The organism is Streptococcus mitis (assembly GCF_002096735.1).
Lineage (GTDB): Bacteria > Bacillota > Bacilli > Lactobacillales > Streptococcaceae > Streptococcus > Streptococcus mitis_CZ.
Window position 1 is genome coordinate 170,264 of the sequence record NZ_NCVC01000014.1, and the last position, 14,283, is coordinate 184,546.

A 14,283-nucleotide genomic window follows, 5' to 3' on the forward strand; every position below is an offset into this window, starting at 1 on the left:
AAAGGATTTTATAAAAATGGGTAAATATTTTGGGACTGATGGAGTCCGTGGAGAAGCTAACGTAGAATTAACGCCAGAATTGGCCTTTAAACTAGGACGTTTTGGAGGCTATGTTCTTAGTCAACATGAAACGGAAGCACCGAAAGTTTTAGTAGGACGCGATACACGTATTTCTGGGGAAATGCTAGAATCTGCCTTGGTGGCAGGTCTCCTCTCTGTAGGGATTCACGTCTACAAACTTGGTGTTCTGGCAACACCAGCAGTAGCTTACTTGGTAAAAACTGAAGGAGCAAGTGCAGGTGTCATGATTTCTGCCAGCCACAACCCAGCCCTTGATAATGGGATTAAGTTCTTTGGTGGTGATGGTTTCAAACTAGACGACGAAAAAGAAGCAGAAATTGAAGCCCTGCTCGATGCTGCGGAAGATACTCTTCCTCGTCCAAGTGCTGAAGGCTTGGGAACCTTGGTAGATTATCCAGAAGGCTTGCGTAAGTATGAAGGCTACCTTGTTTCAACTGGAACTCCTCTTGATGGAATGAAGGTTGCCTTGGATACAGCCAATGGTGCAGCTTCTACAAGTGCCCGTCAAATCTTTGCAGATCTTGGTGCTCAATTAACTGTTATCGGGGAAACACCAGATGGTCTTAACATCAACCTTAATGTTGGTTCAACCCACCCAGAAACCCTTCAAGAAGTGGTCAAAGAAAGTAGCTCAGCTATTGGTTTGGCCTTTGACGGAGACAGTGACCGCTTGATTGCTGTTGATGAAAATGGTGAGATCGTTGATGGTGACAAAATCATGTACATCATCGGAAAATACCTTTCTGAAAAAGGACAATTGGCTCAAAATACAATCGTGACAACTGTTATGTCCAACCTTGGTTTCCACAAGGCCTTGGACCGTGAAGGCATTAACAAGGCAGTCACTGCAGTTGGCGACCGCTATGTTGTGGAAGAAATGAGAAAATCAGGCTACAATCTTGGTGGTGAACAGTCTGGTCACGTCATCTTGATGGACTACAATACAACAGGTGATGGCCAATTATCTGCTGTTCAATTGACAAAAATCATGAAGGAAACTGGTAAGAGCCTGTCAGAGTTGGCAGCAGAAGTAACCATCTATCCACAAAAATTAGTCAATATCCGAGTGGAAAATGCCATGAAGGAAAAGGCCATGGAAGTGCCAGCTATCAAGGATATCATCGAGAAGATGGAAGAAGAAATGGCAGGGAATGGCCGTATCCTTGTTCGTCCAAGTGGAACAGAGCCCCTCTTGCGTGTTATGGCAGAAGCTCCTACAACAGAAGAAGTGGACTACTATGTTGATACTATCTCAGACGTAGTTCGAGCTGAAATTGGGATTGACTAAATCCTAGAAAACTAGATGAAAATAAAAAATTATGGTACAATAGCTTATAATATTGTAGCCAAGGGAGAAAGACATGAATCTTAAACGTGAACAAGAATTTGTTAGTCAGTATCATTTTGATGCGCGTAATTTTGAATGGGAAAATGAAAATGGAGCTCCTGAAACTAAGGTGGATGTGAACTTCCAATTAATTCAACATGACCAAGAAAATCAAGTGACTTCCTTGATTGTTGTCTTGAGTTTTATGATTGTCTTTGACAAATTTGTTATCAGTGGAACGATTTCCCAAGTGAACCATATCGATGGCCGTATTGTTAACGAACCAAGTGAATTGAACCAAGAAGAAGTGGAAACCTTGGCTCGTCCATGTTTGAACATGCTCAACCGTTTGACTTATGAAGTAACTGAAATTGCATTAGACTTACCAGGAATCAATTTGGAGTTCTAATATGAAATTAGCTGTTATCACAGATTCCTCTGCCTATCTCAGTGCAGAGGCCTTGCAAAGAGAAGATTTATATGTCTTGGATATTCCTGTCAATATTGATGGTGAGGAGTATGTCGAAGGTATTAATCTGACTGCTGAGGAATTTTACCAAAAAATGGCTCAGGCTTCTGAATTGCCTAAGACCAGTCAACCAAGTATTGCCAAGCTAGATGAGATTCTAACTTCGCTCAAAGAACAAGGCTATACCCATGCTTTGGGGCTTTTCCTATCTTCTGGAATTTCAGGTTTTTACCAAAATATCCAGTATATGATAGAAGAATATGAGGGTTTAACTATTGCTTTCCCAGACACTTTGATTACAAGTGCTCCTCTGGGTATCATGGTTGAAAGTGTCTTTAACTGGCGAGACCAGGGTGATGACTTTGCCATTATTCAGGATAAGTTAGCTATTCAAATTAGTCACACATCTGCTTTTATCATGGTGGATGATTTGGATCATTTGGTAAAAGGGGGGCGCCTTTCAAATGGAGCTGCGATTTTGGGCAATCTGCTAAGCATTAAGCCAATCCTCTATTTCAATGACCAAGGTGTGATTGAAGTGTACGAAAAAGTTCGTACTGAAAAGAAAGCAACTAAGCGGTTAATTGAGATTATCAAGGAAGCCACAGCTTCAGGCCAATACCGTATCATTGTCATTCACGGGAATGCTCCTGAAAAGGCTGAAGAATTGCGTCAGCACTTGCTTGAATCTGGAGTAGGTACGGATATTTCACTTGCTACATTTGGTAGTGTCATTGGAACACACCTAGGAGCAGGAAGCATTGCTCTGGGTTATATTCCAGTGATTTAGTTGGCGCTTCTAGGCTAGTTAAGAAATAGCAATTGAACACGGACTACCTGCCTCTCGAAAAAAGATGCCTGTCTTGCCTTTCATGGAAAGTCAGCGCCACCCCCTATTTTTTACGGGCAGCTAAGATCCTTTGTATCTTGATAATTGAACACGCCTTGAGCACTGTGTGAAAAATATAGTTCTTCCAAGGAGGAGACACTCCTTGATTAGAACTCCTATTTTCACTTTGTGTTCCTACAGGCTTTGTATCTTAAATAGGAGTAAAGATGAGTATTCGAGTAATTATTGCTGGTTTTAAGGGAAAGATGGGCCAGGCTGCTTGTCAGATGGTCTTGGTTGATCCAGACTTGGACTTGGTAGCAGTTTTGTATCCTTTTGAGTCTGAATCAGAATGGCAGGGTATTCCTGTTTTCAAGGATAAGGCTGATTTGGTTGGTTTTGAAGCGGATGTCTGGGTAGATTTTACTACTCCAACTGTTGCCTACGAAAATACACGTTTTGCTCTTGAAAATGGCTTTTCTCCAGTAGTTGGAACGACTGGTTTCACAAGTGAAGAAATTGCAGAGCTAAAAGCATTTTCTCGTGCTCGAGATTTGGGGGGCTTGATTGCTCCTAACTTTGCCTTGGGCGCTGTCTTGCTCATGCAATTTGCAAGGCAGGCTGCTAAATATTTCCCAAATGTGGAGATTATCGAGCTTCATCATGACAAGAAAAAGGATGCTCCGAGTGGCACAGCTATTAAAACAGCTGAGTTAATGGCAGAAGTTCGAGACTCTACCCAGCAAGGTGCGCCTGATGAGGAAGAATTGATTGTAGGTGCTCGTGGTGCTGACTTTGATGGCATGCGCATCCACTCAGTTCGTTTGCCAGGCTTGGTAGCCCATCAGGAAGTCATCTTTGGCAATCAGGGAGAAGGATTGACCCTCCGTCATGACTCCTATGATCGCAGCTCCTTCATGACAGGGGTGAATTTGGGAATTAAAGAAGTTGTCAAGCGTCATGAGCTTGTCTATGGATTAGAACACTTATTATGAGATTAACGCAAATGCCTTCTGAATTTCAGAAGGCTTTACCAGTATTAGAAAAAATTAAAGAAGCAGGTTTTGAGGCCTATTTTGTTGGAGGTTCTGTTCGAGATGCCCTCCTCAATCGTCCTATCCATGATGTGGATATTGCGACGTCTTCTTATCCAGAAGAAACCAAGCAGATTTTTCCGCGAACAGCCGATATCGGAATCGAGCATGGAACTGTCTTGGTCTTAGATGGGGACGAGGAGTATGAGGTGACTACTTTTCGGACAGAGGATGTCTATGTGGACTATCGCAGACCCAGTGCGGTCTCCTTTGTGCGCTCGCTAGAAGAAGACCTCAAGCGCCGTGATTTCACAGTCAACGCCTTTGCCTTGGACGATACAGGAGAAATCATTGACTTGTTCCATGGTTTAGAAGATTTAGAAAATCAAGTTTTGCGGGCGGTTGGAGTGGCAAGTGAGCGTTTCAACGAAGATGCTTTGCGGATTATGCGTGGCTTCCGTTTTCAGGCCAGTCTTGGCTTTGAGCTTGAGTCAGAAACATTTAAAGCTATGAAGACTTTGACGCCACTTTTGGAGAAAATTTCTGTGGAGCGTACCTTCGTTGAGTTTGATAAACTCTTGCTGGCTCCATTTTGGAGAAGGGGCTTGACTTCCATGATTGAGAGTCAAGCTTATGATTATCTCCCTGATATGGCATCTAGCCAGAACAAGCTCAACAGACTGTTTGATTTGGAGACTGATTTTACTTTTGAATCTTCTGAGCAAGCCTGGGCAGCTCTACTGTGGGCTTTGGAGATTGAAAATGCGCAGCCATTTTTGAAGGCTTGGAAGACCTCACGCCAGTTTGCTAAACAGGTACAGGATTTGCTGACTATTTTGGCTCTGCGTGAAAAGGGAGAATTGAGCAAGCGAGATTGTTACCGCTTTGACTTGGCTTTGCTTTTACAGGCTGAAAATCTTCGTCAGGCTCAAGGAAAAGAAGTCAACCCACAAGCTATCACAGAAACCTACCAGAGTTTGACCATTCATGATAAGAAAGAAATTCAGATTAATGGTGGCATTTTGATTAAGGAATATGGCTATCAACCTGGGCCAGATTTGGGAGAGATTTTAACAGAGATTGAATATGCCATTGTCGATGGAGAATTGGAAAATGACCGTCAAGCTATCCATGCTTATCTGAGGGAGAAAAAATGAGTGATTTTATCGTTGAAAAACTAAGTAAATCGGTTGGTGACAAGACCGTTTTTAAGGATATTTCATTTATCATCCATGACTTAGACAGAATTGGTCTGATTGGTGTCAATGGAACAGGGAAGACCACCCTTTTAGATGTCCTTTCTGGTGTTTCTGGCTTTGATGGGGATGTCAGTCCCTTTTCAGCTAAAAATGATTACCAGATTGGTTACTTGACCCAAGACCCTGATTTTGATGATAGCAAGACGGTCTTGGATACAGTCCTATCCAGCGATCTCAAGGAAATCCAGATTATTCGTGAGTATGAATTGATCATGCTCAACTACAGTGAGGACAAGCAGGCGCGTTTGGAACGGGTCATGGCAGAAATGGACTCTCTCCAAGCTTGGGAAATTGAGAGTCAGGTCAAGACGGTTCTTAGTAAGCTGGGTATTCAGGACTTATCTACTCCAGTTGGAGAATTGTCAGGTGGTCTGAGAAGACGGGTCCAGTTGGCGCAAGTTCTTCTTGGCAACCACGACCTATTGCTTCTGGATGAGCCGACCAACCATCTGGATATTGCGACTATTGAGTGGCTGACCCTCTTTTTGAAAAATTCTAAGAAGACCGTCCTTTTTATCACCCACGATCGCTATTTCCTAGACGCTTTGTCAACTCGGATTTTCGAATTGGATCGCGCAGGCTTGACCGAGTACCAGGGAAATTACCAGGACTATGTTCGCCTAAAGGCGGAACAGGATGAGCGCGACGCGGCTCTTCTTCACAAAAAAGAACAACTCTACAAACAAGAATTGGCCTGGATGCGCAGACAACCGCAGGCGCGTGCGACCAAGCAGCAGGCTCGTATCAATCGTTTCCATGATCTGAAAAAGGATGTTTCAGTGGGTGCTGCTGAGACAGACTTGACCATGAACTTTGAAACCAGTCGGATTGGGAAGAAAGTTATCGAGTTTCAGGATGTTTCCTTTGCCTATGAAAACAAGCCTATTTTGCAAGATTTTAATCTCTTGGTGCAAGCCAAAGATCGTATCGGAATTGTTGGGGACAATGGTGTTGGAAAATCAACCCTGCTCAACCTGATTGCAGGCATTCTTGAGCCGACAGCAGGACAAGTTGTGATTGGGGAAACTGTTCGCATCGCCTATTTCTCTCAGCAAATTGAGGGCTTGGATGAAAGTAAGCGAGTGATCAATTACTTGCAGGAAGTGGCAGAAGAGGTCAAGACCAGCGGTGGTTCTACGACTTCGATTGCAGAGCTGCTGGAGCAGTTCCTTTTCCCACGTTCGACACATGGAACCTTGATTGAGAAATTGTCTGGGGGAGAGAAAAAACGTCTTTATCTCCTCAAACTGCTCTTGGAAAAACCAAATGTTCTTCTCTTGGACGAACCGACAAATGACCTAGATATTGCGACTTTGACAGTTTTGGAGAATTTCTTGCAAGGCTTTGCTGGTCCAGTTTTGACTGTTAGTCACGACCGCTATTTCTTGGATAAGGTAGCGACTAAGATTCTGGCTTTTGAGGATGGTAAAATTCGTCCTTTCTTTGGTCATTACACCGACTATCTTGATGAAAAAGCCTTTGAAACAGATATGGCCCATCAAGTGCAAAAGGCCGATAAGGAGAAAGTGGTCAAGGTCCGTGAAGACAAGAAACGCATGACCTACCAAGAAAAGCAGGAGTGGGCAAGCATTGAAGGCGATATTGAAGCCTTGGAAAACCGTATCGCTGCTATTGAAGAGGAGATGCAGGCCAACGGCTCCGACTTTGGTAAGCTGGCTACTCTCCAAAAAGAACTAGATGAGAAAAATGAAGCACTCCTTGAAAAATACGAACGTTATGAATATTTAAGTGAGTTTGATAGCTAGAAGAATAGAAAAATCCCGTCTCATGACAGGATTTCTCTATTCTTTTTTGGTTTCTTGATGAAAGATATTTTGCCAAGTTTCGTGGCGACGCCAGATACTGGTATGGACAATTCCGTCCAATTCATAGCTGATGAGTTTTGTTTTCTGACTGATGGAAGTGATTTGGATGTCCTTGATAGCAGAATTCAAGTCTTTTTCGGCTTTATAGGCCTCTTTATTCATCTGTTCTCCATCTTGACGAATATAGACAAAATCGTCAGCCAAGAGTTCTTCCAGTTGATTTCCCTGATCAATCAATTGTTCGCGCATAAGCAATTTTTTGTAGACATTGTCTAAAATCTCATCCTCAGGAATTGGTGCTGGCTCGATATGGACATCGGTATCAAAGACGCCAAAACGTTCCTCCAGCATAGACTCGACTTGATCCGCGATTTCATGACTCTCAAAAACAGACAAGTCAGGATTCATTTCTAGTGTAATATCAAGGTAAATGTTGCTACCGTAGGTGCGACCTCTTTGAGATTTAACCTTGCTAATTTTGGGAATTTCCATAATGGCTTTTTGATAGTCCTCAAGCAGACGGTCGTCAAAACCATCTGAAAGACTAAAGGAAGATTCGATGAAGATATCATAGGCAGTTTTCAAGATAAAGAAAGTGATGATGATGGCAACCAGTTTATCCACAATAGGATAATTGAAACTGCTAGCTAGGATGGCAATGGTAGTACCAAGTGAGGTGACAGCATCAGAAAGATTGTCCTTGGCCGCAGCCTTCAGTGCCTTGGAGTTGGATTTCTTACTGAGGCGAGTATTGTAGAGATAAACTAGGAACATAATCGCTGCAGAAATGATTCCTAGAGTTGCACCTAGAGGGTCAATGACAGTTTCTTCTCGGCTGAGAATCTTTTGAATGGTATCCCTTAGAACATCAAAGCCAACATAGAACATGATAATAGAAGTGACCAAGCTAGCCAAATCTTCAATCTTCCAGTGGCCAAAACGGTGGTCTCGGTCAGCAGGCTGGCGTGCCATCCGGATTCCAATCAAGAGGGCCACATTTCCAATGATGTCCGACACGTTGTTAAAACCATCGGCCACCAAACTGGATGAATGGAGGAGGTGCCCAGTTGCTAATTTCGCTGCAGACAAGATCAAATAGGTCGAAATGCTGATAATGGCCCCACGCTCAGCTAACTTGAGATTTGAGATAGATTGCTTCATTCAACTTCCTTTCTAGTCATATAGCATTCTACCATTATACTGGTTTTCAAGGGAAAATTCAAATAAGTCAGTTTTTACTCTTTGAAAACTTTTCAAAATTTGGTATAATAGTACTACTCAAGGGAGTAGCTGGCAGAAACCTGTGATAGTGTCGTCATTCCGAATTTTATACTGAAAAGTATGCTTTCCGGCACTATCTTAAACAGCGAGACTTGTTATGATTAACAGGTCTCTTTTTGTTTGTCGTGAAAAGATACGATGAGGGAAAAGAGAGTCTGTTTTGCACACAATGTCAAGGAGGAGACACATGTCAAAAGAACAAAAACGCCAAGCGTTTTACACTCAGAGTCCTGAAGAGGTCTTGCAGGCTGTGGATGCGACCGAGCAAGGCTTGTCATCAAGTGAGGCAGAAAAGCGCCTTGCCGAATTTGGCCACAATGAACTCGAAGAAGGCGAGAAACGATCAATCCTGGTCAAATTCATCGAGCAATTTAAGGATTTGATGATTATTATCCTAGTTGCGGCAGCAATCTTGTCAGTTGTGACTTCTGGTGGGGAAGATATCGCAGATGCCATTATCATCCTAGCCGTGGTTATCATCAACGCTGCCTTTGGTGTTTACCAAGAAGGAAAAGCAGAAGAAGCTATCGAAGCCCTCAAATCCATGTCTAGTCCAGCTGCTCGCGTTCTTCGTGATGGTCATATGGCTGAGATTGACTCTAAAGAATTGGTACCAGGAGATATTGTTGCTCTCGAAGCAGGTGACGTGGTGCCAGCAGACCTACGTTTGCTTGAAGCCAACTCTCTTAAAATCGAAGAAGCAGCTCTTACAGGTGAGTCTGTGCCAGTCGAAAAAGACTTGACAGTTGAACTTGCTGCAGATGCTGGTATTGGGGACCGTGTCAATATGGCCTTCCAAAACTCAAACGTGACCTATGGTCGTGGGATGGGTGTTGTTGTCAATACAGGGATGTACACTGAAGTTGGTCATATCGCTGGTATGCTTCAAGATGCGGATGAGACAGATACACCACTTAAACAAAACTTGAACAACCTTTCTAAAGTCTTGACCTATGCTATCTTGGTTATTGCACTTGTTACTTTTGTAGTGGGTGTTTTCATTCAAGGGAAAAATCCACTCGGTGAGTTGATGATCTCTGTTGCCCTTGCCGTTGCAGCTATCCCAGAAGGGCTCCCAGCTATCGTAACTATTGTTCTTGCCCTTGGTACTCAAGTTTTGGCTAAAAGAAACTCTATCGTTCGTAAGTTGCCAGCAGTAGAAACTCTTGGTTCAACAGAAATCATCGCTTCTGATAAGACTGGTACGCTGACTATGAACAAGATGACAGTCGAAAAAGTCTTCTACGATGCGGTTCTACATGATTCAGCTGATGACATTGAGCTAGGTCTTGAAATGCCTCTTCTTCGTTCAGTTGTCTTGGCCAATGATACGAAAATTGATGTGGAAGGCAATCTGATTGGTGACCCTACTGAAACAGCCTTCATCCAGTATGCCTTGGATAAGGGTTACGATGTCAAAGGATTTTTAGAGAAATATCCTCGTGTGGCTGAGTTGCCATTTGACTCTGACCGTAAGCTCATGTCAACAGTTCACCCATTGCCAGATGGTAAATTCCTTGTAGCAGTCAAGGGTGCGCCAGACCAACTTTTGAAACGTTGTGTTCTTCGTGATAAGGCTGGGGATATTGCTCCGATTGATGAGAAGGTTACAAACCTCATTCATACAAACAACTCTGAAATGGCTCACCAAGCCTTGCGTGTCCTTGCAGGTGCTTATAAGATTATCGATAGCATTCCAGAAAATCTCACTTCTGAAGAGCTTGAAAATGATTTAATCTTTACTGGTTTGATTGGGATGATTGACCCTGAACGTCCTGAGGCAGCTGAGGCTGTTCGTGTAGCCAAGGAAGCTGGCATCCGTCCAATCATGATTACAGGTGACCATCAAGATACTGCAGAAGCTATTGCCAAACGTTTGGGAATCATTGATGCAAACGATACAGAAGGTCACGTTTTAACTGGTGCTGAGCTCAACGAACTATCTGATGAAGACTTTGAAAAAGTAGTTGGTCAATACTCTGTTTATGCGCGTGTATCTCCAGAGCATAAGGTTCGTATCGTCAAGGCTTGGCAAAAACAAGGTAAGGTCGTTGCCATGACAGGTGATGGTGTCAATGATGCGCCAGCTCTGAAAACAGCAGATATCGGAATCGGTATGGGAATCACTGGTACAGAGGTTTCTAAAGGGGCTTCAGACATGATTCTTGCTGACGACAACTTTGCGACTATCATCGTCGCAGTGGAAGAAGGACGTAAGGTCTTCTCAAATATTCAAAAGACTATTCAGTACTTACTTTCTGCCAATACTGCTGAAGTATTAACCATCTTCCTATCAACCTTGTTTGGTTGGGATGTCTTACAGCCAGTTCATCTTTTGTGGATCAACTTGGTAACCGATACTTTCCCAGCAATTGCACTAGGTGTTGAACCTGCTGAGCCTGGTGTCATGAACCATAAACCACGTGGACGAAAGGCAAGCTTCTTCTCAGGTGGTGTTTTGAGTTCTATCATCTATCAAGGTGTACTCCAAGCAGCTATTGTTATGAGTGTTTATGGCCTTGCGATTACTTACCCAGTTCATGTGGGTGACAATCATGCCATTCACGCAGATGCCCTTACTATGGCCTTTGCAACCCTTGGCTTGATTCAGCTCTTCCATGCCTACAATGTGAAATCTGTTTACCAATCCATCTTAACAGTTGGCCCATTCAAGTCTAAGACCTTCAACTGGTCTATCTTGGTATCCTTCATCCTTCTCATGGCAACAATCGTCGTAGAACCGCTTGAAGGAATCTTCCACGTAACCAAACTAGACTTGTCACAATGGGGAATCGTTATGGGCGGAAGCTTCTCAATGATTATCATCGTCGAAATCGTTAAGTTTGTTCAACGTAAACTTGGCTTTGATAAGAATGCGATTTAAAAAAAGTCATCTTCGGATGGCTTTTTGCTACAGTTGAAGGAAAGGGCTTGCAGTTATCGGCTTTTGTGCTATAATTGCTATAATATAGTAAAAAGTAAGAGGAGTGTGAGGAAGTGGAAAAGAAAATTGTGAAGGATATTTTGTTTTTATCTCAGGTATCTCAGCCGGCAAGTCAGGATGATCTGTATCTTGCCAGAGATTTACAGGATACGCTTTTAGCCAATCGTGAGACCTGTGTCGGTCTGGCTGCCAATATGATTGGGGTGCAGAAGCGCGTGATTATTTTTAATCTTGGCTTGGTTCCTATGGTCATGTTTAATCCTGTTCTCAAGTCTTTTTCAGGACCTTATGATACAGAAGAAGGCTGTTTGTCCTTGACAGGTGTGAGACCCACTAAGCGTTATGAAACTATAAGGGTTGCCTATCGTGATAGCAAGTGGCAGGAACAGACCATCACCTTGACAGGCTTCCCAGCCCAGATTTGTCAGCATGAACTGGATCACTTGGAAGGACGAATCATTTAGGAGGAAAGCAAATGAAACGAATAGTCTTTGAACTTATTTTTATCGCAACGACCTGGTATATCTTTTTACCGCCTCTTAACCTGACCAGCTGGGAATTTCTCTTTTTCCTCTGTGGGCATTTGCTGCTTGTAGCAATCTTATTTGGTTTTGGCAAGGGAATCAATCTGGTCAAAACAGTTCACGTGCGTCATGGCAAGGCGGAAGCAGCCTTAAATTTTGAGGGTTTCAAAATCAATCGGTTAGGGAAAATCCTTTTAGCTTCTATTGGAGGAATTCTTCTCTTAGCAGCCTTGGTTTCCTTGGTGACTTCTAGCATTTTTCAGGCTAAGAATTATGCCAATGTAGTCACGGTTACGGAAAAAGACTTTACTGAATTTCCTAAGACTGATACCAGTAAGGTTCCTATTTTAGATAGAAGTACTGCTGAAAAAATTGGTGACCGCTACTTGGGTTCCCTAACGGATAAGGTGTCGCAGTACGTAGCGGCAGACACCTATACCCAATTGACGATTGATGGGAAGCCTTATCGGGTTACACCCTTAGAATATGCAGATCCTATCAAGTGGTTTAACAATCAGGCCAAGGGAATCGGCGAATATATTAAGGTGGACATGGTAACCGGAAATGCGGACTTGGTGGACTTGAAGACACCAATCAAGTATTCGGACTCGGAGTATTTTAACCGCGATGTCAAGCGTCACCTGCGCTTGAAGTACCCAACCAAAATCTTCAAGACTCCATCTTTTGAGGTGGACGATGAAGGTAATCCTTTCTATGTGGCTACGGTTTACCAAAAGCAATTTGGACTTGCGGTTCCCCGTCCTGTTTCAGTCATTATCTTGGATGCTACAAATGGAGAAACCAAGGAATACAGCTTATCAGAAGTCCCAGAATGGGTAGACAGGGTCTATCCAGCTGAGGAAACCATTGAGCAAATCAACTATAACGGCAAGTACAAGGATGGTTTCTGGAATGCCATGATTTCCAAGAAAAACGTGACCCAGACTACCAAGGGCTATAATTACTTGTCTATCGGCAATGACATCTATCTCTACACAGGTGTGACATCGGCCAATGCAGATGAAAGTAATCTTGGTTTCATTCTTGAAAATATGCGAACAGGAGAAATCACTAAGTACAGCTTGGCTTCTGCGACCGAAGAATCAGCCCGTGAATCAGCCGAAGGTGCTGTCCAAGAGAAATCCTACAAGGCAACCTTCCCAATCCTCATCAACCTTAATGACAAGCCTCTTTACATCATGGGTTTGAAGGACAATGCTGGCTTGGTCAAAGAGTATGCTCTGGTAGACGCAGTCGAGTACCAAAACGTTATCGTAGCTACGACAGTGGAAGAGATGCTCAGCAAGTACGCCAATAAAAACGACCTTGAAATTGACAATGCAACGACAGAAAGCATCAAGGGAGTAGTAGCAGACCTCAAATCAGCTGTTATCAAGGGAGACACCGTCTACTTCTTTAAAGTTGATGGCAAGATTTACAAGGTTAAGGCCTCAGTATCAGATGACCTGCCTTACCTTGAAAATGGTAAAAACTTTGAAGGTCAAGTAGGAAAAGACAATTATCTCAAGACCTTTAAAGTTCAGTAAAAACAGCTTTATTTAAGAAGTATATGCTATAGTAAGGTAAATTAATACTAATGGAGGACAAACAAATGGGTTTTTATGTGATGATTGCTTCAATGCTACTCGGACTGCTCGCTTTGAAGATAGGTTTTTCTCAGTTCAAGGAGAAAAAAGATAAACTTTTATCTATCTTAACAAGCTTAGCAGGCATATCCCTTGTTCTCGTGGCTGTCTGGTTAGGATGGCCGAAATAAATAGAGAAACCTCGGTCAAACCGAGGTTTTTCAGATGAATTTCTTGGTAGCGGCTAAAAAATATGCTACACTATTAATATGAAAATTTTAATCCCAACAGCAAAAGAAATGAACACAGATTTGCCAAGTATTGAAGCCACTCCTTTAAAACCAGAAAGTCAGGCCGTGCTGGATGCCTTGGCTCTCTATTCTGCTAGTCAATTGGAGAGTTTTTACAAGGTATCAGCCGAGAAGGCGGCGGAAGAATTTCAAAATATCCAAGCTTTAAAAAACAAAACTGCTCAACACTACCCAGCCTTGAAACTTTTTGATGGGCTCATGTACCGCCATATCAAGAGAGATAAGTTGACCGAGGCAGAACAAGCCTATCTTGAAAATCATGTCTTTATTACTTCGGCTTTGTACGGAGTCGTTCCAGCCTTGTCACCTATGCCACCTCACCGTTTGGACTTTTTGATGAAATTAAAAGTCGCTGGTAAGACTTTGAAGAGCCATTGGAAGGCAGCCTATGATGAAGCTATGAATGGTGAAGACCTAATTTTCTCTCTCTTGTCATCCGAGTTTGAGACTGTATTTTCTAAGGAAATCAGAGGAAAAATGGTGACCTTCAAATTCATGGAGGATAGAGGTGGTCAGCTGAAGATTCATTCAACTATTTCTAAGAAAGCGCGTGGTGCCTTCCTAACAGCCCTGATAGAAAATCAAGTACAGACGGTGGAAGAAGCTCGTCGCTTAAGCTTTGCAGGATTTAACTATCGAGAAGACCTGTCACAGCCACAGGAATTGGTTTTTGTAAAGGAAGTATAGAAAATAGATAAAAGAAAAAGTCAGCAGAATTGTACTGCACCCCAAAAGTTAGACAGAAAAAATCTAACTTTTGGGGTGTTTTATTATGAAATTGAGTTATGATGATAAAGTTCAGATCTATGAAC

The 14,283-nt window shown here is 42.8% G+C and carries 12 protein-coding genes; 11 read left to right on the top strand and 1 reads right to left on the bottom strand.

Features of this window, described 5'->3' with window-relative positions; translation table 11 throughout:
* Positions 1-16 precede the first annotated feature (16 nt).
* From glmM to B7703_RS04265, 6 genes are all read left to right on the top strand, one after another.
* Positions 17-1,369, top strand: a complete 1,353-nt coding sequence (gene glmM / locus B7703_RS04240) for a phosphoglucosamine mutase (protein ID WP_084923759.1) — start codon at positions 17-19, stop codon at positions 1,367-1,369.
* 73 nt (positions 1,370-1,442) lie between these two features.
* Positions 1,443-1,817: a DUF1149 family protein gene (locus B7703_RS04245; RefSeq protein WP_001050081.1), complete on the top strand. Its 375-nt coding sequence runs from the start codon at positions 1,443-1,445 to the stop codon at positions 1,815-1,817.
* 1 nt (position 1,818) lies between these two features.
* A complete protein-coding gene (locus B7703_RS04250) occupies positions 1,819-2,667 on the top strand; it encodes a DegV family protein (protein WP_084923760.1) in 849 nt (282 codons plus the stop codon).
* A gap of 266 nt (positions 2,668-2,933) precedes the next feature.
* The gene (gene dapB / locus B7703_RS04255) at positions 2,934-3,701 is read left to right on the top strand and encodes a 4-hydroxy-tetrahydrodipicolinate reductase (protein ID WP_084923762.1); all 768 of its coding nucleotides are present in this window, start codon (positions 2,934-2,936) and stop codon (positions 3,699-3,701) included.
* Entirely contained in the window at positions 3,698-4,897 is a 1,200-nt protein-coding gene (locus tag B7703_RS04260; protein WP_084923764.1) for a CCA tRNA nucleotidyltransferase, read from the top strand. Before dapB ends, B7703_RS04260 begins: the two co-directional genes overlap by 4 nt.
* Positions 4,894-6,765, top strand: a complete 1,872-nt coding sequence (locus B7703_RS04265; RefSeq protein WP_084923766.1) for an ABC-F family ATP-binding cassette domain-containing protein — start codon at positions 4,894-4,896, stop codon at positions 6,763-6,765. Before B7703_RS04260 ends, B7703_RS04265 begins: the two co-directional genes overlap by 4 nt.
* Positions 6,766-6,801: 36 nt before the next feature.
* Here B7703_RS04265 and mntE read toward each other — a convergent pair whose 3' ends face one another.
* Complete coding sequence (mntE, locus tag B7703_RS04270; RefSeq protein WP_084923768.1) at positions 6,802-7,986, bottom strand: CDF family manganese efflux transporter MntE; 1,185 nt, start codon at positions 7,984-7,986, stop codon at positions 6,802-6,804.
* 307 nt (positions 7,987-8,293) lie between these two features.
* On the opposite strand from mntE, the gene B7703_RS04275 reads away from it, so the two are divergent.
* The 5 genes from B7703_RS04275 to yaaA all read left to right on the top strand — a co-directional run bounded on the left by B7703_RS04275 (position 8,294) and on the right by yaaA (position 14,158).
* A complete protein-coding gene (locus B7703_RS04275) occupies positions 8,294-10,990 on the top strand; it encodes a cation-translocating P-type ATPase (RefSeq protein ID WP_084923769.1) in 2,697 nt (898 codons plus the stop codon).
* Positions 10,991-11,103: 113 nt separating this feature from the next.
* Positions 11,104-11,514, top strand: a complete 411-nt coding sequence (locus B7703_RS04280; RefSeq protein ID WP_060627775.1) for a peptide deformylase — start codon at positions 11,104-11,106, stop codon at positions 11,512-11,514.
* Between the two features lie 11 nt (positions 11,515-11,525).
* Positions 11,526-13,121 carry a hypothetical protein gene (locus B7703_RS04285; RefSeq protein WP_084923771.1) on the top strand — a complete coding sequence of 532 codons (1,596 nt, stop codon included), beginning with the start codon at positions 11,526-11,528 and terminating at the stop codon, positions 13,119-13,121.
* Positions 13,122-13,186: 65 nt separating this feature from the next.
* Positions 13,187-13,351 (top strand): YczI family protein, encoded by a 165-nt coding sequence (locus tag B7703_RS04290; RefSeq protein ID WP_192851961.1) that lies wholly within the window; start codon positions 13,187-13,189, stop codon positions 13,349-13,351.
* Between the two features lie 78 nt (positions 13,352-13,429).
* Positions 13,430-14,158, top strand: coding sequence for a peroxide stress protein YaaA (gene yaaA / locus B7703_RS04295; protein ID WP_084923775.1), 729 nt, complete (start codon positions 13,430-13,432; stop codon positions 14,156-14,158).
* Positions 14,159-14,283: the final 125 nt, after the last annotated feature.